Genomic DNA, 22495 nt, shown 5'->3' on the forward strand with positions numbered 1-22495 from the left:
CTAGATCAGCAGCCACTCGGTGAAGCGGCGCTGCAGCTTGTCGTAGTTCTCGCCCCACCAGGCATCGTTGATGATGACGGCGTCCGGGCTTTTCATATCGGGCATGCGCGCGCGCGCCGCGGCGCTGACCTGCTCGGCGGCCCCCGCGACGTTGGGCGAGAACTCCACCAGCTCGCAGAACGCCGCCTGGCGGTCCGGCCGCAGGCAGAAGGCGACATACCGCATGGCATCCTGGATGTGCTTGCCGCCCTTGGGCACGGCCAGGTATTCCAGGCTGTTCAGCGTCTGGCGCATGGACATGGCCACCGACGAACCGGCGCGCTGCGCGGGCAGCACGCGGCTCAGGTAGCTGTAGGAGAAGTCGATCTCGTTGCTGGTCAGCAGGGACACGGTCTCGGGCGTGGTTTCGATCCACTTGCGTACCGCCGGCTTGATGCGGTCCATCGCCTTGAAGGCCCGTTCGACGTCCAGGGGATACAGCTGGGCGGGCGGCACGCCGTCGGCCAGCAGGGCCATCTCCAGGTTTTCGCTTACCCGCGAACGCAGTCCGCGGCGTCCCGGAAAGCGCTTCAGGTCCCAGAATTCGGCGAAGGTCGCCGGATGCTTGCCGTCGGGGAATTTCTTGGGGTCGTAGGCGATGCCGCCGGCATAGGAATAGGTGCCCACATGGTCCTTGCCGGCCGGCTGCAGCAGCTTGCCGGTGTCGACGATGCCGGTGTCGATGGGCGTCCACAGGCCCTGGCGGGCACCGGCCATGATCTGCGGCCCGATACTGTCGAACACATCCCAGGATACGTTGCCGCTGTCGACCTGCACCTTCATCCGGGTCAGGTCCGCGTTGTTGACCAGCGTGACCGGCACGCCGGTCTCTTTGGCGTAGGGTTCGGCATAGGCTTGCCGCACCGCCGCTTCATACGCGCCGCCCCAGCAGGTCACGCTGATGCCCCGGCCCTGCGCGCGCAGCGGTAGCGCCGTGCCCAGCGTGGCCATGCCGGCCATGGCGGCGCCGGCCTTCAATAGGGCGCGGCGCGATAGGCCGCGGCCCTGGCTTTGCAGATCATGCTTTTTCATGTCGACCCCCTTGTTCCGTTCACTGCGGTTACGGATGGCGCTGCATCGCCGGATCACGAAGCGATCCAGACCGCCTTCCAATCCATGTATTTGTCGAAGGCATGCAAAGACTTGTCTCGTCCGAAGCCGGACTGCTTGAAGCCGCCGAACGGCGACGACATATTGCCACGGTCGAAGCAGTTGACCCAGACAACGCCCGCGCGCAAATTCTGCGCGGCCCGATGGGCGCGTCCCACATCGCTGGTCCATACCGCGGCCGCCAGTCCGTAGACGGTATCGTTGGCGACGCGGATGGCGTCGTCGAAACCGGCCACGGTAATGGCGGACAGCACGGGCCCGAAAATTTCTTCCTGGGCGATCCGCATGTCGTTGCCTACGTCGCCGAAGACGGTGGGTTCGATGAACCACCCGCCGCTGTCGACGCGTGCGGGTTTGCCACCCAGGACCAGCCGCGCGCCGTCCGCGCGGCCGGCGTCGATATAGGACATGACGCGTTCGTGCTGGGCCTGGCTGACGATGGCGCCCATGCGGGTGGCGGGGTCCAGCGGATCGCCGGGCACCAGTTCGCTGGCCACGGCCGCGATTTTTTCCAGCAGGGCGTCGCGGATGGGCGCTTCCACGATCAGGCGCGAGCCGGCATTGCATACCTGGCCGCTGTTGCTGAAGATGCCCAGGGCCACGGCGCGCGCCGCGGCATCCAGGTCCGGGCAATCGGCCAGGACGATATGCGGGCTTTTGCCGCCGCATTCCAGGCCGATGCGCTTGATGTTGGACTGGCCGGAGTACTGCATGAACAGCTTGCCGACCTCGGTGGAGCCGGTAAAGCCGACGGCATCCACGTCCATGTGCAGGCCCAGCGCGCGGCCGGCGGTCTCGCCATAGCCCGGAACGACATTCAGCACGCCCGCGGGCAGGCCGGCTTCCATGGCCAGTCCCGCGATGCGGATGGCGGTCAGCGGCGATTGTTCGGCGGGCTTCAGGATGACCGAATTGCCGGCCGCCAGCGCCGGCCCCAGTTTCCACGACGCCATGGACAAGGGATAGTTCCAGGGCACGACCGCGGCAACCACGCCCAGCGGTTCGCGCATGATCATGGTCGTCATATTGGGGGCGGTGGGCGCCATCTCGCCGTACAGCTTGTCGATGGCTTCGGCATACCACTGGATGCAGGTGGCGGCGCTGACGATGTCGCCGTTGTAGGCGTTGGCGATGGGCTTGCCGACATCCAGCGATTCCAGCAGCGCCAGTTCCTCGCGGTGCGTCATCATCAGCTCGGCGAGCTTGAGCAGGATCTGCTTGCGCTCGGCGGGCGCCCGGCGCGACCACACTCCGGACTCGAAGGCGCGGCGCGCGCTTGCCACGGCGAGATCGGCGTCTTCTGCATCGCAGGCGGCGATCTGGGCGATGACCTTGCCCGTCGCCGGATTGACGGTGGGGAAGGTCTTGCCGGACAGCGCGGGGCGGTATTGCCCGTCCAGGAAGGCTCGCCATTCAGGCTGGCAGCGCGCCGCGCGCGTTGTCCACGCCTCTTTTCCGGGGATGTTCAAGGGCCGTTCCTCCCATGTGGCGTCGCGCCTGGCGCGATCGGAATGCATTGCAGTGTAGGAAGGTCGGCTCATAATATCCAATACAGCTTTGGCAGCTTCTTCCTTCCAAAAAGTTATGGATATTGGATATGCTCAACGTGCGTCACCTGGAAATCTTCCGTAGCGTCGTCCAGACCGGTTCGGTGTCCGCCGCGGGGCGCATGCTGTATATCTCGCAGCCCGCGGTCACCAAGACGCTGCGGCTGCTGGAGGGCGAGCTGGGCCTGACGCTGTTCCAGCGCGTGAAGGGACGGCTGGTGTGCACGCCAGAGGCCGACGCCCTGATGCCGGAAGTGGAACGCCTGTTCGGCAGCGTGGAATCGGTACGCCAGGCGGCGCTGGAGATCCGGCAGGGTGTGCGGGGCCGGATCAGCGTGGCGTCGGTCTCCACGATATCGATGTCCGTGGTCGCCCAGGCGGTCCACGTCTTCCACCAGCGGCATCCGCAGGTCCAGTTCGACGTGCGCGCGCTGCCCACCCGCCACGTGATCGAGTATGTGGGGACCAGCCAGGTCGACATGGGCATCGTGGACGTGCCCACGCCCGCCGCTTCATTGGAAGCGGAGGAGATCTGCAAGAGCGAAGTCGTTTGCGTGCTGCACCGCGATCATCCGCTGGCGCGGCATGCCAGGCTGACGCCCGAGCTGCTTGCGGGGTGGCCGATCATTACCTTCGCCGACGATACGTTTACCGGCTTCCGGTTGCGGGAAGCCTACCGCGAGCGCGGCGTGGCCTACGAGACCGCGCTGGTGTCCAATAGCACCGCCACGCTGTGCGCGATGGTGGAAGCCTTGAACGCGGTCGCGCTGGTCGACCACTTCATCCTGATGACCGGGGCCTTTCCGCAGTTGGTGATGCGGCGCTTTTCCCCTCGTATCGACATGCGGCCGCGCTTTCTGTTTTCCCCGATGCGGCCGCGTTCGGCCATCGTGGCCCAGTTCGCCGATGAAATCCGCGACGCGGCGCGCGCGGCGGTCCGGCGGCTGTCGCGCAGCGGTTAGCGGGGCGCTCAATCAAGGAGAAAGGAGGGGCGCCGCCGCCCGTCGCCGGGTCCGGCCGAATCGCGTGGCGCGACTTGGAATACAATATTGATTGCTCCTCAAGTAGCTTTACAAGTCCGTGCCGGCTCGCGCGGGCGAAAGAGAGCGGATAGTGTGCATGCCCGCCCTTGGAGTGGGCCAAAGGCGGGACGACATCCAAACAGAAGGGTGCGCCAGGCGGCGGGCGGCGACAATCCGCGCGCCATGCCGGGGGAGGCGCGCCAGGCGGGACTGGAGGAATCAGGTTGGATATCAAGAAAACGGCGACGAAACTTCGTGGCGGGATCAAGCCGGCGGCGGCGGGCAAGACGGCCGGCGCCAGGACAAAGGGCAAGGAGGTCACCAAGCCTTCCGTGAAGGCGCGGGCGCGCGCGGAAGCGGCCGATGCGGCGCGGGATCCGCTGCGGATAGGCTCGAAGTTGAAGCACGCCCGGCTACTGCAAGGCTATACGCTGAAGGAGCTGGCCGATATCGTCGAATGCTCCGAAAGCATGCTGTCCAAGCTGGAGAACGACAAGCTGGCCTCTTCCATCGGCTTTCTGCACCGGCTGGCGAATGCGCTGGGCACCAGCATCGCGGAACTGTATTCCGCGGAGGACACCTTGTCCGGGCCGGTGCACGTCTTCCACGCCAGCCGGCGGGCGCGCAGCGTTGCCGATCCGGACGCGCTGGACCAGGGGGTGCGGTTCGAGCGCATCGTGCCGATCGACCGCAATGGACTGCTGCAGGCGCTGGTCCACAGCATCCCGCCCGGCGCGCGCAGCGGCGACACGGTCAGCCATGCCGGGGAGGAGCTGGGCTACATCATCGAAGGCGAAGTCGAAGTGACGGTCGACGGCAAGAGTTATGTCGTGCGCCAGGGCGATTTGATTTTCTTCCCCTCTTCGTTGCCGCATGGCTATTGCAACAAGGGCGACAAGATGGCGCGCATGCTGAAGGTGAACACGCCGCCGTCCTTGTAGATGCCGTGGCGGGCGCATCCGTCGTCGCGACGGCGGATGCGCCGCTCGGCCTGGACTCGGTATAAACTTGACGGACTATAAAGTCTCTTGAGTATCCCGTGTCCCTCGACTGTGGAAACGCCAGGTACGCAAGGGCATGCGCCCTTCTGTTCGGCCAGAGCATCAGGGTCCCGGAACTGACAGGAGCCTTGATTGTCGACGAAGCCTGATGCCGCCGTTGCGGGCAATGCAGATGAAGCACCCGCGGGGACCGTCCCCTGGCGGGAAAACTATGTCCCTTACGCGATCTCCCGCGTGTTGTCGGCGGTGGGATTCCAGGGCATCGGGATCGCGCTGGGCTGGCTGGTGTACGACAGGACGCACAGCGCGTTCTACCTGGGCCTGATCGGGCTCTGCCAGTTCCTGCCGATGGTGGTCCTGACGCTGGTCGTGGGCCACGTGGCGGACCGCTTCGACCGTCGGCGCATCGCACTGGCCGCGCAGAGCGTCAAGGCCATCGTGGCAATCGCCCTGAGCTGGGCAATCTGGTCGGGCGGCCTGAGCGTGCCCCTGATCTTCGTTTCCGTCGTCGTCCTGGGGGCGGCGCAGGCGTTCGAGCAGCCGACCATGCAGTCGCTGGTGCCCAGCATCGTGCCGCCGTCGGCCTTGCAGCAGGCGCTGTCGGTCACGACGGCGCTGTCCCAGACCGCCACCATCATCGGGCCCGCCTTGGGCGGCCTGGCCTACGGTATCAATCCGCTGGCGCCCTTCCTGCTGTCCTCCGTGATGTTCGTCGTGGCCAGCATGTGCGTGATGTCCATCAAGACGGTGCGCGGCGGTTACAACCGCGGGCCCGTCACCTTGAGCTCCGCGTTCGCGGGCGTATCGTTCATCTTCAACCGGCCGGTCATGCTGGGCGTGATCTCGCTGGATCTGTTCGCGGTGCTGCTGGGGGGGACGACCGCGCTGCTGCCGATATTCGCGCGCGACATTCTGCAGGCCGGTCCCTGGGCGCTGGGCCTGCTGCGCTCGTCCTCCGCGGTGGGGGCGGTGTTGATGTCGCTGTTCATCGCCCGCGTCCCGCTGAAGACGGGCATAGGCATGAAGATGCTGGCCTCGGTGGCCGTGTTCGGCGTCGCGACGATCGTGTTCGCGCTCTCCAGCAATATCGCGCTGTCCATCGTGGCGCTGGCGGTGCTGGGCGCCGCCGACACCATCAGCATGGTGGTGCGCATCACACTGGTGCAGCTCTTGACGCCGGACGAGATGCGCGGGCGCGTGAACGCCGTCAATTCGCTCTTCGTCGGCACCTCCAACCAGCTCGGCGAGTTCTACTCCGGCACGCTGGCGGGCTTCGTCGGCCCGGTGGCGGCGGGCGTGATCGGCGGCGTCAGCACGATCGTCGTGGTGGCCCTGTGGCTGCGTCTGTTTCCCGACTTGCGCAAGGTCAAGACACTGGCGGGGTAGGCGCCGCAACCCCCCGCCCGTGGGTGTGCGATGCGCTCCGGGACTATGCCTCGCGACACGGGCCCCGGGGCGCGGCGGGCCTACGACGCCACCGTGATCTGCGTGAAGTCCTGGTACCAGCTTTCCGCCTGCACGAAGCCTTTTACCTTCTGGCTCATGGCGCGCGGGTTCAGGTCGTGCACCGCGAAGATATTCGGCGCGTCGTCCACCACCTGCGCGTGGGCGGCGGCCAGCTTGGCGTCCTGGTCGGCCTGGGTGAAGGCGGACAGGGCCTCGGTCAACAGCTGGTCGACCTTCGCGCTGCTGTAGCGCCCCCAGTTGCCGGTGCCCCCGCCGTCGCGGTTGAAGCAGTTGGTGTAGAACTGCGTGGGGTCGCCGAACGGTTGGCCATGGCAGATGACGTCGTAGTGGGGTGCCCCGTTCACGCCGGGGACCTGGCGCATCGCGGTCAGCACCGAACCCCAGTCGGCGACGACGAGGTCGACCTTGACGTTCAGTTCTTCCAGGCTTTGCTGCATGAACTGGCCCATGGGCAGCGGTACCATGTTGCCCGAGCCGGCGGTCGGGATCAGGGTCCGTAGCGTGATGGGTTTCTTGCCCGGGCCGTAGCCGGCATCGGCCAGCAGCGCCTTGGCTTTGTCGGGATCGTAGTTGTAGATCTGCGTCGGCTTGCCGAACAGCTTGTAGTCCTGGTCGTACAGGCCGATGGCCGGCGTCGCCGTGCCGCTGAGCAGGCCGACCATGCTTTCGCGGTCCAGGCCGTAGTTCAATGCGCGCCGCACGCGCACATCGCGCAGCGGGCCGGGATCGGCGCAGTTCAGCACGAAGGACCACAGGTGCAGATAGGGCTTGGTGACGACGTTGAAGCCCGCGCTCTTCAGGGCCGGAATGGAATCCGGATCGGGGAATTCGATCCAGTCGACCTGGCCCGAGCGCAGGGCGGCGACGCGCGTGTTGGAGTCCGCGATGGGCATCAGTACGAAGCGATCGAGTCTGGAGATGTGCTTGGGATCCCAATAGCCCTGGTTGGGCACCAGTTCGATGGCCACGTGGGGCGTGACTTTCACGACCTTGAACGGGCCGGTGCCCGAGGGGTTGGAGCGGAAGGCAAGCCAGTCCTTGCCCAGTTTTTCGTACTGGCGCGGGCTGACGATGAACAGCCGCGACAGGTGATAGGGAAGCAGGCTGAAAACGGTTTTGGTGCGGATGGCGAACTGCGTATCGGAGACCTTTTCATAGCCGGCGATGATGGCCGCGTAGGCGCCGGCATAGGTGGGCGCCAGCTTGTCGTAGTGCGGCGCGTCGCGGTTCAGCTGGCGGTCGAAGTTCCAGACGATGTCGTCCACGCTCAACGGCGACCCATCGTGAAAGGACACGCCCTTGCGGATTGTGAATAGCCAGCGCTTGTTATCGGCGGGGTCGACGTGCCATTCGGTCGCCAGCCCCGGGATCAGATCCGGCGGGGTCTTGGTGTTCGCAAAATCCCATAGGACCAGCGCGTCGAAGATCGGATACCCAGCGAAGCGGCCGCCTTCGCTGCCGTTGTCGGGCATGCCGTTGGTCAACGGCACGTCCGTGGTGGTCATTGCGACCCGCAACGTGCCGCCGCCGGCCCCCTGCGCGAAGACGCTGCCGGGCCTTCCCGCCGCGAGCAGCGCGGCGCCGGCGCCGGCGAGCTGGAGCGCGTTCCGGCGTGTGATCGTTCCCATGTGATTCTCCCTTGGCCGGGACGCGCGTGCGTCCGGCTTAGTGCTTTTGTGAAGCCCCGGGCCCGGCCCGGCGCGTGAAGACCGCCGCTTGCGGGCAAACGATCCGATGGATGCGCCAGGCCGTCAAGTTCCTTGATTAATAATTAAGTATGGTGCGATGCGCAAGAGGTATTCGCCCTAGTCGGTTTTTATCCACATATGCGCACAAGCCCGGTGCGGTCCATGTGCGTGCATGGTGCGGCTGGCGCACCAATCTGTTCCAGAAGCGCAAGGCCGGCAAAAACGCCAGGAAAGTCACTTGACATGGCGTCAAGTCATGCGACAGGATAGTCTCACCCGTCGGTCATCGCGCAACGCCGGGCGATCCCGGATCCCCAGGACGGGATGTTGATTGGCTGACCAGCGGCCCGCGCGCCGCGGCGAGGAAACAGACGATGAACGATATGCATGTCAACGTGGATCCCGCGGCTGCCGCGGTGGGACAAATCGCAGGGACGCCGCCCTTCCAGCTGGAAGAGGCGACGATAGAGACGCTGCAGGCCGCGATCCAGCGTGGCGAGATCACGGTGGTCCAGATCGTGCAGCGGTATATCGACCGTTGCCGTGCGTTCAACGGCGTGTCCAGCATGCTGGTGACGGAAGACGGCAAGCCCGTGCCGGCCGCGCCCGGCGCGGTGCGCGCCGGCGCGCCGCTGGCTTTTCCGACGCGGACCGTCCCGGTGCGCGACTATGTGCCCGACTACGACAAGTACAAGGGTGTGCCGCTGGAGTTCGGCCGCATGGAGCCGACCGCGTCGGACCCCAGCGTCATGCAGCAGTACGGCATGATCGTCGGCATCCCGAATGCGGGACAGGTGAATGCCTTGTCCACGCTGAATATCCGCGGCGAGCGATCGACGGTCTGCAAGGGCGAGTTCGACAAGCACCCGTCCCTGGGCCCGCTGCCGCCGGGCGCGCCGCCGATGTGCGAATTCTTCCGCCACTATCCCGATGCGCTGGAGCGCGCCGCCGAGCTGGACGCCGAGTACGGCACCCATCCCGACCTGGAGAAAATGCCGATGTACGGCGTGGTCTTCTCGTTCAAGGACCCGTTCGATACCAAGGATATGCATTCCATGGGCGGCGCCGACGCCGCCTACGATATCGATGTGCCCGCGCGCGACCATATCCTGGTGGAGCAGCTGCGCAAGAAGGGCGCCATCATCTTCGCCAAGTCCGTCAGCACGGAATACAACGGCCGCGCCGGCGACCCGGGTGGCCGCCACAAGCCGGAGAAAGTGCTGGTTTCCACGCTGGGATACCAGCGCACGACCTGGGGCGGCAATCCTTCCAATCCCTACGACACGACGCGCTCTGCCTCGTTGGGATCCAGTTCGGGTTCGGCGCTATCGGTCAGCGCCAACCTGTGCATGATCGGCCTGGGCGAGGAAACGCGCGCGTCCACCCGCGGTCCCGCCAACCACAATTCCGTGGCGCTCATCCTGCCGCATAAAGCGCTGATCGGCTTCGACGGCGGCGCCATCGGGGCCGACATCCACAACGACCGCACCGGCATCCACGCACGCAAGATCGGCGATGCCGCCAAGGTGCTGGACGCCTTGAAGGACCCGGTCGAAGGCTACTACGACCCGCGCGACCCGTTCACGACCGTGCCGCGTTCATCGGCGCTGAGCACGCCCTATGCCAGCCACGTCTACAAGTCGAAGTCGCTGAAGGGCAAGCGCATCGGCATCGTGCGCGAGTCCATGTTCTGCCTGCCCGACGACGTCGCCGCGCGGCCCATCACCACCGCCGCCGCGCGCGAGGTCAAGGAAATACTGGGCAGGCAGCTGGGCGCCACGCTGGTCGAGTCCGCGCATGCGCACTGGACGCCGGATCCTGAAGTCGAGCAGATGACGGTGGACTTCAGCAAGGCGCTGGCGCGCCTGGTGCCGGTCTTCATGCCCGACATCCTGTTCCGCGTAACGGAGCGCGGCGAACCGGTGTTTCCGGATTTCGCGGCGGCGATCCGGCGCACGGAGTTCCAGCCCGGCAAGTTCTTCGGCACGGGCACGATGAGCCCCATCGACTACATGGTCGAGATGGCCGAAGGCCGCATCGCCCCGCCCGGGAACCTGGACATCATCACCGTGCAGCACCAGGCCGACTCGATGGCGTTCCGCTTTCACATCCCGCAGTACCTGACGCGCCGCGCCGAGGATTGGAAGAAGCTGGGCTTTACGGAAACCGTGGTGGACTTCCCGACGCTCAATGCGCGGTCGAAGTTCTGGGGCGATGACCAGCGCGCCGCGTTCAAGAACTGGGAGGAAGTCGTCGACATGCGCAATCCGCTGGACGAACGCCAGGGCGTGAACGAACGGCTGATGTTGCGCGAGCTGCTGCGGCGCGTGGACATGATGGTGATCCTGGAGAACCGCCTGGACGGACTGGTGCGGCTGCATACGCCGTATCCGCCCGGCAAGATCGGCGGCGCCCCGTATCCGGGCGTCTCCGGCACGCCGCGCAACGAATCCGCCTATGGCCCGAACGCCGGCTTGAGCGAGATCCTGATCCCGGCGGGCTATGTCGACGAGGTCTACGACTACACGTTCAAGCTCAGCGACGATGGCACCCGCTACGTGCCGCAGCCGTCCGCCACGCCGACGCCGGTGCCGGCGCCGGGCATGCCGTTCTCGCTGGTGTTCCGCGCCGAGCCGGGCAAGGAGGATCTCATCCTGGATATCGCCTCGGCATACGAAGAGGCGTCCAGGCGGCGCGTGATGCCGCCTTCCTTCGGCCCGTTGCCGTAAGGCGGCGGTGGTAGCGGATCGCGTGCACAGGGAGGTAAGGCATGGCCAGGCTGGATCGGGAACCTGAACGCGGCGGGCCGGCGCAGCCGCTTCTGCTCGTCAAGGGGCTGGTAAAGCATTTCCCGGTCGGCTCGGTCCTTGCCGGCGGCCGCAAGCTGGTGCGCGCCGTCGATGGCATGGACCTGAGCGTGCAGAAGCAGGAGACCCTGGGTATCGTCGGCGAATCCGGTTGCGGCAAGTCGACGTTTTCGCGTCTTCTCATGTCGCTGCTGGCGCCGACGGCGGGAGAGATCATCTTCGACGGCGACCCGGTGGGCGGCTATCGGGGGATCAGCCTGAAGGAGTACCGCCGCCAGGTGCAGATGGTGTTCCAGGACAGTTATTCGTCCCTGAACCCGCGGCTGACCATCGAGGAGTCGATCGCCTACGGTCCCATCGTCCACGGCGTGGGCCGCCGCGAGGCGCGGGACCGGGCGCGCGACCTGCTGTCCGCCGTGGGATTGGCGCCCCGGCAGTACGCGCGGCGCTTTCCCCATGAACTGTCGGGCGGCCAGCGCCAGCGCGTGAACATCGCGCGGGCGCTGGCGTTGCGGCCGCGCCTGATCATCCTGGACGAACCGGTGTCGGCGCTGGACAAGTCGGTGGAGGCCCAGGTGCTGAATCTGCTCATGGACCTGAAAGAGCAGTTCAGCCTGACCTATCTGTTCATCAGCCACGACCTGAATGTGGTGCAGCACGTGGCCGACCGCGTGCTGGTGATGTACCTGGGCAAGGTCGTGGAGCTGGGCCCGGCCGATTCCATTTTTGCCGCGCCGGCCCATCCTTACACCCAGGCGCTGATGGATAGCCGTCCGTCCATGGACCCCGCGCGGCGGCGTACCGAGCCGCCGCTCAAGGGCGACCCGCCGAATCCGATCGAGCCGCCCTCCGGCTGCCGCTTCCATACGCGCTGCGCTATCGCCCGCGAGCTGTGCGCCGCCACCGCGCCCGCCCTGACCGGCATCGGCCACTCGCGCGAGGCCGCCTGCCATGCCGCGATACCGGGCAGCGGCTTTCCGCAGAGTGAACGCTGGGCGGCAACGATCACGCCGGCCCGCCATGCCGGAGGCCCGTCATGACCAGGCAAGCCCTGATCCGGGCCCGCGACCTGCACGTCAGCTTCGTGTCCCGCGACGCGACTGTCGCGGCGGTCAACGGCATCGACCTGGACCTGAACGAGGGCCAGGTGCTCTGTGTGCTGGGCGAAAGCGGGTCGGGCAAGTCGGTGACGCTGCGTGCGTTGATGCGCCTGAACCCGAGGTCCAAGACCGTGATGCGCGGCGAGTTGACCGTGGCGGGCCACGACATGATGGCGCTGCCGGAATCCAGTCTGCCCGATGTGCGCGGCAAGGTCGTATCGATGATTTTCCAGGAGCCGATGACGGCCCTCGACCCGGTCTTTCCCATTGGCCGCCAGATCGTCGAAACCATCGTCCGGCACGAAGGCCTATCGAAGGCCGAGGCGCGGCAGCGCACGCTCGATCTGCTGGATTTGGTGCAGATCCCCTCGGCAAGGATGCGCCTGAACGCCTATCCGCACGAACTGTCGGGCGGCCTGCGCCAGCGCGCCATGATCGCCATGGCGATTTCCTGCCGGCCCAGACTGCTGCTGGCCGACGAACCGACCACCGCATTGGACGCAACCGTGCAAATCCAGGTGCTGCTGTTGTTGCGCAGCCTGCAGGAGGAACTGGGCATGGGGGTGGTGTTCGTCACGCACGACCTGGGCGTGGCGGGCGAGATCGCCGACCGCGTGGCGGTGATGTATGCCGGCCGCATCGTCGAACAGGGCAGTGTGTCGTCCTTGCTGACCCAGCCGCTGCACCCGTATACGCAGGGGCTGCTGGGCGCCACCGTGCAGCCCGGCAAGCGCGGCGAGCGGCTGACCACCATCCCGGGTGCGCCGCCCGACTTGCGCAAGCCCATGCCGGGTTGTGCCTTCGCCCCGCGCTGTCCGCGCGCCGACGAGGCCTGCCGCGCCGCGGTGCCCGAATTTCACTATCCGGCGCCGGGGCGGGCGGTGCGCTGCATCAAGGTCATGGAAGCGGCGAGGGCGCCGTAGGGCGCCGCTCCGTCCCGCCAACCCGTCCGAGGAATACGAACGATGCTGTCCTATATCGCACGCCGCATTCTGTACATGGTGCCGATCGCGCTGGCGGTCAGCCTGGTGTGTTTCCTGCTCATACACCTGGCGCCGGGCGATCCCATCGCGGCCATGGTGCCGCCCGATACGCCGCCCGACGTGGTGGCGCAGGTGCGCAGCGACTATGGACTGGACCGGTCCCTGCCGGTGCAGTTCGGCCTGTGGCTGCAACACGTGGTCCATGGCGACCTGGGCATGTCGATCACGCGCGGCAGGCCCATCCTGCCGGATCTGATCGTGGCCAGCGGCAATACCCTGATCCTGGCGGTAACGGGCGGCATCCTCGGTTTCGTGCTGGGTTGCGTCCTGGGCGGTATCGCGGGGGTCTACCGCGGGACCTGGATAGACCGCGTGCTGCTGGGGGCGGCCGTCGCGGGCGTGTCGATCCCGCATTACTGGCTGGGCATGGTCCTGGTCATCATTTTTTCGGTGGCCCTGCATATGCTGCCGGCGATGGGCGCGGGACCGGGCACGTCCAGCGCATGGGCGTGGGACTGGGCCCACATCCAGTTCCTGATCCTGCCCGCGGTGACGCTTTGCGTCATTCCCGCGGGCCTGGTCACCCGCACGGTGCGCGGGCTGGTCAGCGACATCATGAGCCAGGATTACATCACCACCTTGCGCGGCAAGGGCCTGCGCTGGCACGGCATCGTCACGCATGTATTCCTGAATGCCGCGCCCACCGTGATCGCGGTCATGGGCCTGCAGCTGGCGAACCTGATGGGCGGGTCCATCCTGGTCGAGACGGTGTTCGCCTGGCCCGGCACCGGATCGATGCTCAACGATGCGATTTTCCAGCGCGATTTTCCGACGCTGCAGGCCGCCACGCTGGTGCTGGCGCTGTTTTTCGTCGTGCTCAATCTTGCCGTGGATCTTATCCAGACCGCGATCGACCCGAGGATCAGCCGCACATGATCGTCATCCCGAAAGACGCCGGCCTGCCGGTGGCCGCGGAAACGCAGGAATGGGAAGCGGAGAACAGCTACTGGCGCGGTGTCGCCCGGCGCCTGCTGCGCGATCGCACAACGCTGGTCTGCGGCGCCATCCTGATCGCTATCTTCATGGTTCTCGTGCTGGCGCCATGGATCGCGCCGTATGAGCCTAACGTAGGGCGGGCCATCCTGCGCCTGACGCCCATCGGCTTTGCCGGCCACCTGCTGGGCACGGACGAACTGGGGCGCGACATGCTGACCCGGTTGATGTACGGCGGCCGTTATTCGTGGCTGATCGGCATTTCGCCGGTGCTGATGGCGTTCACGATCGGCGGCATCCTGGGCGTCGTCGCCGGCTTCGCGGGCGGCAAGGTCAATATGGCGATCATGCGCGTCACCGATGTGTTCTATGCCTTTCCCTCCGTGCTGCTGGCCGTGTCGGTCAGCGGCATGATAGGCGCGGGCGTGCTGAACGTGATTCTGTCGCTGACCTTCGTTTTCATTCCGCCCATCATCCGCGTGGCCGAAAGCGTCACCACCGGCGTGCGCGACCTGGAATACGTCCAGGCGGCGCGCAGTACGGGGGCGGGCTCGCTATCGATCATCTTTACCCACGTATTGCCCAACGTGCTGGGGCCGGTTTTCGTCTATGCGACAGGGCTGGTCGGCCTGTCGATGATCGTCGCTTCCGGCTTGTCCTTCCTGGGATTGGGCGTGAAGCCGCCGGACCCGGAATGGGGGCTGATGCTCAGCAGCCTGCGCACCGCGATCTACAACCAGCCCCTGATCGCGACCTTGCCGGGCGCCTGCATTTTCGTCACCAGCATGTGTTTCAACTTCGTCAGCGACGGGTTGCGCACCGCCATGGACGTGCGCGCCTAGGACGCCCGCCGGACGGCATCGGCGTTACATGTTGCGCGTGCCATGGCGCCCCCGCGGAAGGCTATGATGGGCCTGGACGTCAGGGCCCCGCCGATAGAACAAAGGAGCGCGCGCCCGGGGGAATTTCGAGCCTTCGATCACCCATGGATTCGATCTACGCAAGATTGGCCGGCCTGTACGACGCGACGCCGGTGCTGGTTGCGGCGTACGACGCGCAGGACCGCCTGCGCTACGCGAACGCCGCCTTTCGTACCGCGTTTTTCATCGAAGAAGAGGAATGCCCGACGTGGGCGGAACTGATGCGGCGCAACCGCGCGGCGGGACGCGGCACCGTGATCGGCAATCCCGATTTCGAAAGCTGGCTGGTGTCGACCCAGGGCCGGCGCGGAAAGGCCGGTTTCCGCGCCTTTGAAACCGACCTTACCGACGGCCGCTGGCTATGGATGACGGAAGCCGTGCAGGCCGACGGCTGGATGCTGTGCATCGCCACGGACATCACCAGCCTGCGCGCGGATGACCGCTCCGTGCGGCAGGACCGCGATGTCGCCATCAAGGCCTCGTTGACCGATGAACTGACCGGTGTGTCCAACCGCCGGTTCCTGATGACGCGCCTGCGCGACATGCTGGACCCGCCGCGCGGCGGCGAGGCGCTGAGCACCCTGTGCCTGCTGGACCTGGATAACTTCAAGTACGTCAATGACGCATTCGGCCATGATGTCGGCGACCGGGTGCTGCGTCACTTCGCATTGTGCGTCCAGGGCCACTTGCGGCGGGCCGACTGTTTCAGCCGTATCGGCGGCGAGGAGTTCGCTTTGCTGCTGCCCGATACGGGGACGCAGGAGGCCATGCTGATCGTCGAGCGGATGCTCGCTATCGTGCGCCGCGCGCGGCCGCTGCCGGAGCGTCCCGACTTCGCCTACAGCTTCTCCGCCGGTATCGCCGAAATCCGGCCGGGCGACGATGCCAGCGCGATATTCGGGCGCGCCGACAAGGCCTTGTACGGCGCCAAGGTGGGCGGCCGCGATCGCATACAGCTGGCGGCATAGCGCCGCGCCCGACGAGGCATTGAACTGCCGGATGGCGGCGCCTATCGCCAGCCCAGCCGCCGCATCAATTCGGTGGCGGCTGCGCGCAGCAATGCCAGGTGGCGTTCCTGTTGCGCCTCGTCAAAGCGGAAGTGCGGCACGGTCAGCATCAGGTTGCCCCTGACCTGCCCTTCGCGGTCGAAGAACGGCACGGCAATGCCATGCATATCGGGCGCGCGTTCCGCGTAGCTGGTGGCATAGCCCTGCCTGCGTATCTGTTCCAGCGTATCGCGCAGTTCGGGAACGTCGAGCTCGCGGCCGTTCAGGGGGGAGGTGGCCGCCTGCCCGATGGCTTCGTCGATTTCGTCCTGCCGCAGGAAGGCGAGGATGGAACGGCCCGCCGCGCCCCAGGTGAGCGGTTGCAGTTGGTTGAGCGCCACGGTGTATCGCAGCGGGTGCGACGGCCAGGCGATATCGGACATGAAGATGCGCAGTTCCTGCCGGGACAGCAGCACCAGCATCGCCGTTTCGTCCGTCGCGTCGCGCAACCCGTGCAGCAATGGCGCCGCGAGACGGTTGATGGGCATTTCGGCGCTGAGCTTGCCGGCAACCCGGTAAAGTTCGATGCCCGGCGTGTACAAGCCTTCGGCATCCTGGTCGACGAAGCCCAGCGGCCTGCACAGCTTCAACAGGCGGTGCACGCTGCCGCGCGGCAGATCCAGCTCCCGGGCCAGTTCGTTCAACGGCCAGCGATCCCTGGCCGCGAAGGCGGACAGGATGCGCAGCACACGATTGACCGTTCCCGTGTCGGCCGGAGAGGCTACCTTGGTGACCATGGCATGGATTGTCGCTGTAATCGGCGCGTGAAGGATAACATTGCGGCCGGGCCCCGGCCTCTCGCCAGGGCCGCGCGCCAGGCCCGTGCGCAAGGCTGCGCCGGCGGCCACGCGCCGCAAGAAGCGGAGTTCCGCCGGACCGGGCGTTCCCTAGACTTCTGTCCATGGGCCCGGCCACGGCCCGCCCCGGATGGAGAACTGAAATGGCTTATGTGTTCAAGATCGTCGCAACGCCGGTAGGCAGGTTGAAGCTCGTTGCCAAGGGAAAGGCCCTGTCCGCCATCCTGTGGGAGAACGACAGGCCCGGCCGGGTGCGCCTGGGCGAGATGCGGGAAGACGCCGACGATCCCACGCTGCTGGAGGTCGAGCGCCAGTTGGGCGAATACTTTGCCGGCCGGCGCGATCGCTTCGACGTCCCGCTGGAATTCGACGGCACCGAGTTCCAGAAAAAAGTCTGGGGCGCGCTGTTGGAAATCCCGTATGGGCAGACACGCAGCTATCGCAGCATCGCCGAGCGCATCGGCCACGCGAAAGCCGTCCGCGCCGTGGGCGCGGCCAATGGCAGGAACCCGATCTCCATCATCGCGCCTTGCCATCGCGTCATCGGGGCATCCGGCAGCCTGACCGGGTTCGCCGGCGGGCTGGATGTGAAGGCGCGGCTGCTCGCCCTGGAACGCCGGACGGACACGCCGCCGGCCTGAGACCGCCGCGGCGCGGACCCGGCCCGGCTATCGGTTCGAAGCGATGCGTTCCTCGATATGCTGGGCACGCTTTGTGGACGCGGGGTGTGAACTCATCATGTCGCTCTTGCCGCCGTCCAGCTTGGCCAGTTTCTGGAACGCGGTCACCAGCCCCTGGACATTCAGTTTGCGTGACTTCAGCTGATCGTAGGAGTAGTCGTCGGCCGCGCTTTCCTGCGATTGCGAAAACTGCGCGTTGATGAATTTTTCCGTCAGGTCGCCCAGTTGCGAGGCGCTCAGCGCCGCGACGGCCGAACCGCCCGCGGCACCGGCCGCGTCGCGCGCGGCGGACACCGAATAGGCCGTCTGCATCGCCTTCTTGCTATGACCCAGTGCCACGTGGCCCATTTCGTGGCCAATGACGCCCAGCAACTCGTCATCCGTCATCATGTCCATCAGCCCGCTGTAGACGCGGATGCAGCCGTTGGCCATGGCCCAGGCATTGACGTCGTTGGTCAGGTAAACCTTGTAGTTCACCAGCTGGCCGTTGATGTTATTGCCCAGCTGCTTGCCGAGCTTCTGCAGGCGCGCGTCGTACTTGCTGCCCGCGGGTGCGATCTTGGACTGTTGATCGCTTTCCTTGCATGCCTTGTCCGATAGCGTCTTGATGTCCGCATCGCTCAGCGTGGCGGCCTGCAACAGCTTGCCGCCGGCGCCCAGGGCGCCGCCGATATCGAACGCATGCGCGTTGCCGGCGCAGGCCAGTATGGCGGCGACGGTCGCCGTCCGGCTCAAGAACTTCCGCATTGTTATTCCTTTTCGATTAACCCCCCCGGGGCGGAAGCGCCGATTCTAGAAACTTGTAGGGACATAGCTGCAAGGAACAACACAATTTTCTTAAAAACAATATTTTTTTACATTGGTTTTGAGAATTCCCGTATATCGGATCGTGCGCAACGGCGTAGCTTTCGGGTCCCGATTCCCGCGCCGTGCATGGCGTAAATACACTGGCATCACTTCTCTTTCGACAGGTGAACAACATGAGAATCCTCCTAGTCGGCGCCACCGGCTTCCTGGGCACCGCCATCGCGCGCGAGCTGCGCGACGATCATGAGCTCGTCCTCGCGAGCCGTTCGGACGCGACGCATCCCGTGGACATCCAGGACGACGCCAGCGTGCGGGCGCTGTTCGAGAAAGCCGGCCAGGTGGATGCCATCGTTTCCGCCACGGGGCATGTGCACTTCGGGCCGCTTGCCCGCATGACGGCCGAACAGTTCGATATCGGCCTGCAGGGCAAGCTGCTGGGGCAGGTGCGGCTGGCGCTGATCGGCCAGCACTATCTGCGCCCCGGCGGTTCGATCACGCTGACCACGGGCATCCTGACCGAGGCCGTCATTCGCGACGGCGTCAACGCGACCGCCGTGAACGCCGGCATAGAGGGCTTCGTGCGCGCCGCCGCCTTCGAATTGCGCGATGCGCGCATCAACGCGGTCAGCCCCACGCTGCTGCGGGAATCCAGGGATGCCTACGGCGCCAGCTTCCCGGGTTTCGAGCCTGTGCCCGCCAGCCGTGCGGCGCTGGCGTTCCGCCGCAGCATCGAAGGCATCGAAACCGGCCAGGTCTATCGGGTCTGGTGACGCCGGCCGCGCCGGCGTCGCGATGGCTCAGTCGTCCCGCGCCGCCGTCGTGCCGGCGGGCGCGCCTTTGCCGGTCAGGTGGTTCACGAACAGCTTGGCGGCCGTGGGCAGGGCCTGGAAAGAGCGTACGCATATCCGCAGCTCGCGCCGGGCCCAGGGTTCGTCGATGCGCAGGATGCCGATATCGAAGATGCGGGCATAGAGCGTGGCGATGTCCACCGGCAGCACGCCCAGGCCCAAGCCGGCGTTCACCATGAAGCACAGCGTATCGAAGCCCGTGACCTGGACCTTGACGCGCAGGGGACGCTCCAGCCGGTCCGCCGCATTGGCGACGATCTGATTGATGGCGCTGCCCGTATGCAGGCCGACGAAATCATGGGCCAGCGCATCGGCGAAGCGGAAATCCGGCGCGGCCAGCAGGGGATGGCCGGCGGGAGCGATCAGTGCCAGGGTGTCCTGGCGGTAGGGCAGGGCTTCCACGTCGCGGCCCGGCGGCATGCCGGAAAAAATGCCCACGTCGGCGGCGTTTTCCTGCACTGCTTTCAGGATGACGGGCGAGATCTTCTCTTCCAGCTGGAGCTGGATGTTCGGATAGGCCGCGGCGAAGGACTGGATGTCGCCGGGCAGGAACTGCGTCAGCGCGGAAATATTCGCGAAAACGCGGATGAAGCCGCGCGCGCCGCTGGCATATTCGCGCATCGAGACGGCAATGTCGTCCAGCTCGCGCAGCGCGCGCCGCGCCATGGCCGCCAGGGCCATGCCGGCGTTGGTGGGCTGGATACCCTTGTTGGTACGGACCAGCAGCTGCGTCTTGAGCTGCTCTTCCAGTTCGCTCATGCGCTTGCTCACTGCCGCCGCGGCGATATGCTCGCGCTCGGCGGCGGCGGCGATCGTTTTTTCCTCGATCACGCTGATGAACAGGCGCAGGGAAGTGGGATCCAGGTGCATGGGCAGCAGTATACGTCCGCGCACGCCGCCATCGCCTTGTGCGAGGGCTGTCCCCGTTGTGCCATCGCGCCCTGCGATGGCGCCATCATGAACCGTCGATTCCGCGCGGCACGGCCCGTTGCTAGACTGCCGCTTCCGGCGGAGAAACACCATCATGACATCTGCACATTCCGGCAATTCCACCCTGGGCCGCACCCCGGCCGACGACGCTTCCGGCGGCGCACAGAAGGCCGCCGTCCCGGCAGCGCACCCGCGGCTCTACATCCAGGAAGTCGCCCCGCGCGACGGTTTCCAGAACGAAAGCCAGTTCGTGGAGACGCAGGACAAGATCCGCTTCATCGACGCGCTGTCGGCCTGCGGCTACGCCAAGATCGAGGCGACTTCGTTTACGTCGCCCAAGGCCATCCCGGCGCTGCGCGATGCCGAGATCGTCATGCATGAAATCGCGCGGCATCCGGGCGTGGTGTACACGGCGCTGGTGCCGAACGTGCGCGGCGCGGAACGCGCGCTGTCCTGCCGGGTCGACGAGGTCAACCTGGTCATGTCCGTCAGTGAAACGCACAACCGGTCGAATCTGCGCATGTCGCGCGACCAGTCCTTCGCGCAGCTGTCCGATGTGATCGACGCGGTGCGTGGCAGCCGCGTGGCCGTCAATGTGTCGCTGTCGACGGTGTTCGGCTGTCCGATGGAGGGCGATATCGATCCGTACGAGGTATTCGAGCTGATGGATCGCTTCGCCCAGCGCGGGGTGAACGGCATCACGCTGTGCGATACCACGGGAATGGCCTATCCCAGCCAGGTGGAAGCGATATCGCGCAGGGCGAAGTCCCTGTTCCCGCAACTGGAACTGACCCTGCATTTCCACAATACGCGCGGGATGGCGCTGGCCAATACGATGGCGGCCCTGCGCGCCGGCGTGGACCGTTTCGACGCCTCGCTGGGCGGTATCGGCGGCTGCCCTTACGCGCCCGGGGCCAGCGGCAATGCCTGCACGGAAGAACTGGTGCACATGCTGCAGCTGGACGGCTATGACACCGGCGTGGACCTGGCCGGCATCCTGGCCGCCGCGGGGACCCTGCCGGCGCTGATCGGCCACGACGTGCCCAGCCAGATACTGAAAGCCGGCACGCGCGACAGGCGGCATCCGGCGCCCTGCCAATAATTCGGATTAAGATGCAACGGCCCTTGCGACGGCGCATGGTTCGGACAGGGCAATCCGCGATCCGTCCAGGATCCCCGCGCGGTACGGCGCGGGCATGCCGCCGGCCCCACTTGTGAGCAGTCGTCCACCATGAAATTCCACTATTCGCCTGGGTCCTGCGCGCTGGCCGTCCATATCGCGCTGGAAGAAGCGGGCGCGCAGTACGAGGCGCACCGTGTGCATTTCGACCGGCAGGAGCAGCTTTCGCCGGAGTACCTGAAGATCAATCCGCTGGGCCGGGTGCCGGTGCTGGAAACGCCGCGCGGCGTGCTGACCGAAGTGATCGCCATCCTGGGCTATATCGCCGCTGCGTATCCGCAGGCCGCGCTGGCGCCGGCCGACACCTTCGACATGGCGCGGATGATGTCCTTCAATGCTTTCCTTTCTTCCAGCGTCCATGTGGCCTACGCGCATTCCACGCGGGGCGCGCGCTGGTCGGACGATGCCGGCTGCCAGGCCAGCATGGCCGCGAAGGCGCCGGCCAACTACGCGGACCTGTTCAAAATGATCGAGACCCGCAAGCTGGCCGCGCCCTGGGCGATGGGCGAGCAGTACACCGTGGCGGACCCGTATCTGTACGTGATGACCCGGTGGCTGGCGCGGATGGACATCGACGTCGGCCGCTTTCCCGGCATCGCCGCCCATCATCGCCGCATGAACGAACGGCCGGCGGTGCAGCGCGCCTTGCAGGCGCAGGGCTTGTCCGCATAGGGGTACAAAGGCCCGCCCGCGCGTCCTAGTGCAGGTTGAACACCCAGCATCGCAGGCTTTTGCGCGCGATGCGGCTGTTCACCACGCGCACGCCCAGGAAGTACGGGTGACGGCTTTTCTTCAGTTCGGTACGCAGTTCGGGCGTCAGTTCGATGGGCGTCGGCGCGCTTGCCAGTTCGTCCGCCAGGTGGCGGAAGTTCAGGGCCAGGAAGCGATCGGCGCGTCGCGCGTGATTCAGCTCCGCGCCGTTCATCATGCGGCCGAAGATGGCGTCCCAGAAGCGTTCGAGAACCGGCGATGCGCTGGTGCGCGGCATGACCGGAAACTGGCACAGCTGGTTGAGCTGCGCGCGCAGGATCTCCTGCTCGATGGGCGTGGCGCTGTTCTTCAGCGCATCCGATAGCGACGACATCTGGGACTGCAACCGGCGGAACTGGCGCTTGACCGTCGCCGCGTCCACGGTCTGCGTGGCGGTCTCCGCGCGCGCGCTCCAGTAGTCGAGCAGGGTGGGAAATCCTTCCAGCTGCAGGATCGCCAGGCGATGCCGCAAATGCGTGTCGGCATGCGTATCGGCCAGGCGATCCAGCCATAGCGCCAAGGCGCCGATCGGCAGGGTGGCCGTCTCCGTCGCGCGCTGGCCGTCCGGCACGGTCTTCACCAGTTCGCGCAAATCGGGATCGGTGGCAAGCCTTCGCATCTCCGTCCATGCGTCCAGTTGCATGGACTCGCATAGCGGCGCGATGGCGGCCAGAACGGTCCTGCCGTCATGCGAGCAGGGGATGCGAAGATCGGCGAAGGGGGTATCGACGAATTCGGACATGGAGCGCTCCCATTTTTTGACAGCCGCATCCTGCGGAT

19 protein-coding genes and 1 pseudogene are annotated in these 22495 nt (G+C 66.2%); 13 read left to right on the plus strand and 7 right to left on the minus strand.

The features are described 5' to 3' along the window. Positions 1 to 1071, minus strand: a complete 1071-nt coding sequence (locus tag CAL28_RS02130; protein ID WP_094840574.1) for an ABC transporter substrate-binding protein — start codon at positions 1069 to 1071, stop codon at positions 1 to 3. 53 nt (positions 1072 to 1124) lie between these two features. Continuing rightward, entirely contained in the window at positions 1125 to 2618 is a 1494-nt protein-coding gene (locus CAL28_RS02135) for an aldehyde dehydrogenase (RefSeq protein ID WP_440588345.1), read from the minus strand. A 128-nt stretch (positions 2619 to 2746) separates the two neighbouring features. On the opposite strand from CAL28_RS02135, the gene CAL28_RS02140 reads away from it, so the two are divergent. The 3 genes from CAL28_RS02140 (at position 2747) to CAL28_RS02150 (ending at position 6105) form a co-directional block, all read left to right on the plus strand. Then, positions 2747 to 3658, plus strand: coding sequence for a LysR substrate-binding domain-containing protein (locus CAL28_RS02140; protein ID WP_094839764.1), 912 nt, complete (start codon positions 2747 to 2749; stop codon positions 3656 to 3658). A 284-nt stretch (positions 3659 to 3942) separates the two neighbouring features. Further along, positions 3943 to 4659: a cupin domain-containing protein gene (locus tag CAL28_RS02145; protein ID WP_176463841.1), complete on the plus strand. Its 717-nt coding sequence runs from the start codon at positions 3943 to 3945 to the stop codon at positions 4657 to 4659. Positions 4660 to 4851: 192 nt separating this feature from the next. Then, the gene (locus tag CAL28_RS02150; RefSeq protein ID WP_094839766.1) at positions 4852 to 6105 is read left to right on the plus strand and encodes an MFS transporter; all 1254 of its coding nucleotides are present in this window, start codon (positions 4852 to 4854) and stop codon (positions 6103 to 6105) included. Between the two features lie 80 nt (positions 6106 to 6185). On the opposite strand, the gene CAL28_RS02155 is transcribed toward CAL28_RS02150, so the two are convergent. After that, entirely contained in the window at positions 6186 to 7814 is a 1629-nt protein-coding gene (locus CAL28_RS02155; RefSeq protein ID WP_094839767.1) for an ABC transporter substrate-binding protein, read from the minus strand. A gap of 434 nt (positions 7815 to 8248) precedes the next feature. On the opposite strand from CAL28_RS02155, the gene CAL28_RS02160 reads away from it, so the two are divergent. The 6 genes from CAL28_RS02160 (at position 8249) to CAL28_RS02185 (ending at position 15645) form a co-directional block, all read left to right on the plus strand. Then, positions 8249 to 10603, plus strand: a complete 2355-nt coding sequence (locus CAL28_RS02160; protein ID WP_094839768.1) for an amidase family protein — start codon at positions 8249 to 8251, stop codon at positions 10601 to 10603. Between the two features lie 41 nt (positions 10604 to 10644). Further along, the gene (locus CAL28_RS02165; RefSeq protein ID WP_176463842.1) at positions 10645 to 11721 is read left to right on the plus strand and encodes an ABC transporter ATP-binding protein; all 1077 of its coding nucleotides are present in this window, start codon (positions 10645 to 10647) and stop codon (positions 11719 to 11721) included. Continuing rightward, on the plus strand, positions 11718 to 12704 hold the full coding sequence (locus CAL28_RS02170) for an ABC transporter ATP-binding protein (RefSeq protein WP_094839769.1): 987 nt from the start codon (positions 11718 to 11720) through the stop codon (positions 12702 to 12704). Before CAL28_RS02165 ends, CAL28_RS02170 begins: the two co-directional genes overlap by 4 nt. Before the next feature lie 42 nt (positions 12705 to 12746). Continuing rightward, positions 12747 to 13700 (plus strand): ABC transporter permease, encoded by a 954-nt coding sequence (locus CAL28_RS02175; protein WP_094839770.1) that lies wholly within the window; start codon positions 12747 to 12749, stop codon positions 13698 to 13700. Continuing rightward, the gene (locus CAL28_RS02180) at positions 13697 to 14599 is read left to right on the plus strand and encodes an ABC transporter permease (protein WP_094839771.1); all 903 of its coding nucleotides are present in this window, start codon (positions 13697 to 13699) and stop codon (positions 14597 to 14599) included. Before CAL28_RS02175 ends, CAL28_RS02180 begins: the two co-directional genes overlap by 4 nt. 143 nt (positions 14600 to 14742) lie before the next feature. After that, positions 14743 to 15645, plus strand: a complete 903-nt coding sequence (locus tag CAL28_RS02185; protein ID WP_094839772.1) for a GGDEF domain-containing protein — start codon at positions 14743 to 14745, stop codon at positions 15643 to 15645. 41 nt (positions 15646 to 15686) lie between these two features. On the opposite strand, the gene CAL28_RS02190 is transcribed toward CAL28_RS02185, so the two are convergent. Then, the gene (locus tag CAL28_RS02190) at positions 15687 to 16460 is read right to left on the minus strand and encodes an IclR family transcriptional regulator (protein WP_141218125.1); all 774 of its coding nucleotides are present in this window, start codon (positions 16458 to 16460) and stop codon (positions 15687 to 15689) included. A gap of 203 nt (positions 16461 to 16663) precedes the next feature. Here CAL28_RS02190 and CAL28_RS02195 point away from each other — a divergent pair. After that, a pseudogene (locus CAL28_RS02195) lies at positions 16664 to 17134 on the plus strand (methylated-DNA--[protein]-cysteine S-methyltransferase); the annotation flags it as partial. A gap of 54 nt (positions 17135 to 17188) precedes the next feature. Here the strand turns inward: CAL28_RS02195 and CAL28_RS02200 are convergent. Further along, complete coding sequence (locus CAL28_RS02200; RefSeq protein WP_094839775.1) at positions 17189 to 17947, minus strand: M48 family metalloprotease; 759 nt, start codon at positions 17945 to 17947, stop codon at positions 17189 to 17191. 233 nt (positions 17948 to 18180) lie between these two features. Between CAL28_RS02200 and CAL28_RS02205 the strand changes: the two genes are divergently transcribed. After that, positions 18181 to 18777, plus strand: coding sequence for a short chain dehydrogenase (locus tag CAL28_RS02205; protein WP_094839776.1), 597 nt, complete (start codon positions 18181 to 18183; stop codon positions 18775 to 18777). A 27-nt stretch (positions 18778 to 18804) separates the two neighbouring features. Here CAL28_RS02205 and CAL28_RS02210 read toward each other — a convergent pair whose 3' ends face one another. Further along, on the minus strand, positions 18805 to 19725 hold the full coding sequence (locus CAL28_RS02210; RefSeq protein WP_094840576.1) for a LysR family transcriptional regulator: 921 nt from the start codon (positions 19723 to 19725) through the stop codon (positions 18805 to 18807). Positions 19726 to 19879: 154 nt separating this feature from the next. On the opposite strand from CAL28_RS02210, the gene CAL28_RS02215 reads away from it, so the two are divergent. Beyond that, positions 19880 to 20887 carry a hydroxymethylglutaryl-CoA lyase gene (locus tag CAL28_RS02215; protein WP_094839777.1) on the plus strand — a complete coding sequence of 336 codons (1008 nt, stop codon included), beginning with the start codon at positions 19880 to 19882 and terminating at the stop codon, positions 20885 to 20887. A 129-nt stretch (positions 20888 to 21016) separates the two neighbouring features. Then, a complete protein-coding gene (locus CAL28_RS02220) occupies positions 21017 to 21637 on the plus strand; it encodes a glutathione S-transferase family protein (protein WP_094839778.1) in 621 nt (206 codons plus the stop codon). Positions 21638 to 21662: 25 nt separating this feature from the next. On the opposite strand, the gene CAL28_RS02225 is transcribed toward CAL28_RS02220, so the two are convergent. After that, complete coding sequence (locus tag CAL28_RS02225; protein WP_094839779.1) at positions 21663 to 22457, minus strand: phage antirepressor N-terminal domain-containing protein; 795 nt, start codon at positions 22455 to 22457, stop codon at positions 21663 to 21665. Between the last annotated feature and the right edge of the window lie 38 nt (positions 22458 to 22495).

The sequence above is a fragment of the Bordetella genomosp. 11 genome (assembly GCF_002261215.1).
Classification (GTDB): Bacteria; Pseudomonadota; Gammaproteobacteria; order Burkholderiales; family Burkholderiaceae_B; genus Bordetella_C.

Coding starts and splice junctions, on each gene's coding strand:
- CAL28_RS02130 (WP_094840574.1), bottom strand. CDS start 1,071: ATGAAAAAGCATGATCTGCAAAGCCAGGGCCGCGGCCTATCGCGCCGC.
- CAL28_RS02140 (WP_094839764.1), top strand. CDS start 2,747: ATGCTCAACGTGCGTCACCTGGAAATCTTCCGTAGCGTCGTCCAGACC.
- CAL28_RS02155 (WP_094839767.1), bottom strand. CDS start 7,814: ATGGGAACGATCACACGCCGGAACGCGCTCCAGCTCGCCGGCGCCGGC.
- CAL28_RS02160 (WP_094839768.1), top strand. CDS start 8,249: ATGAACGATATGCATGTCAACGTGGATCCCGCGGCTGCCGCGGTGGGA.
- CAL28_RS02165 (WP_176463842.1), top strand. CDS start 10,645: ATGGCCAGGCTGGATCGGGAACCTGAACGCGGCGGGCCGGCGCAGCCG.
- CAL28_RS02170 (WP_094839769.1), top strand. CDS start 11,718: ATGACCAGGCAAGCCCTGATCCGGGCCCGCGACCTGCACGTCAGCTTC.
- CAL28_RS02175 (WP_094839770.1), top strand. CDS start 12,747: ATGCTGTCCTATATCGCACGCCGCATTCTGTACATGGTGCCGATCGCG.
- CAL28_RS02180 (WP_094839771.1), top strand. CDS start 13,697: ATGATCGTCATCCCGAAAGACGCCGGCCTGCCGGTGGCCGCGGAAACG.
- CAL28_RS02185 (WP_094839772.1), top strand. CDS start 14,743: ATGGATTCGATCTACGCAAGATTGGCCGGCCTGTACGACGCGACGCCG.
- CAL28_RS02190 (WP_141218125.1), bottom strand. CDS start 16,460: ATGGTCACCAAGGTAGCCTCTCCGGCCGACACGGGAACGGTCAATCGT.
- CAL28_RS02200 (WP_094839775.1), bottom strand. CDS start 17,947: ATGCGGAAGTTCTTGAGCCGGACGGCGACCGTCGCCGCCATACTGGCC.
- CAL28_RS02205 (WP_094839776.1), top strand. CDS start 18,181: ATGAGAATCCTCCTAGTCGGCGCCACCGGCTTCCTGGGCACCGCCATC.
- CAL28_RS02210 (WP_094840576.1), bottom strand. CDS start 19,725: ATGCACCTGGATCCCACTTCCCTGCGCCTGTTCATCAGCGTGATCGAG.
- CAL28_RS02215 (WP_094839777.1), top strand. CDS start 19,880: ATGACATCTGCACATTCCGGCAATTCCACCCTGGGCCGCACCCCGGCC.
- CAL28_RS02220 (WP_094839778.1), top strand. CDS start 21,017: ATGAAATTCCACTATTCGCCTGGGTCCTGCGCGCTGGCCGTCCATATC.
- CAL28_RS02225 (WP_094839779.1), bottom strand. CDS start 22,457: ATGTCCGAATTCGTCGATACCCCCTTCGCCGATCTTCGCATCCCCTGC.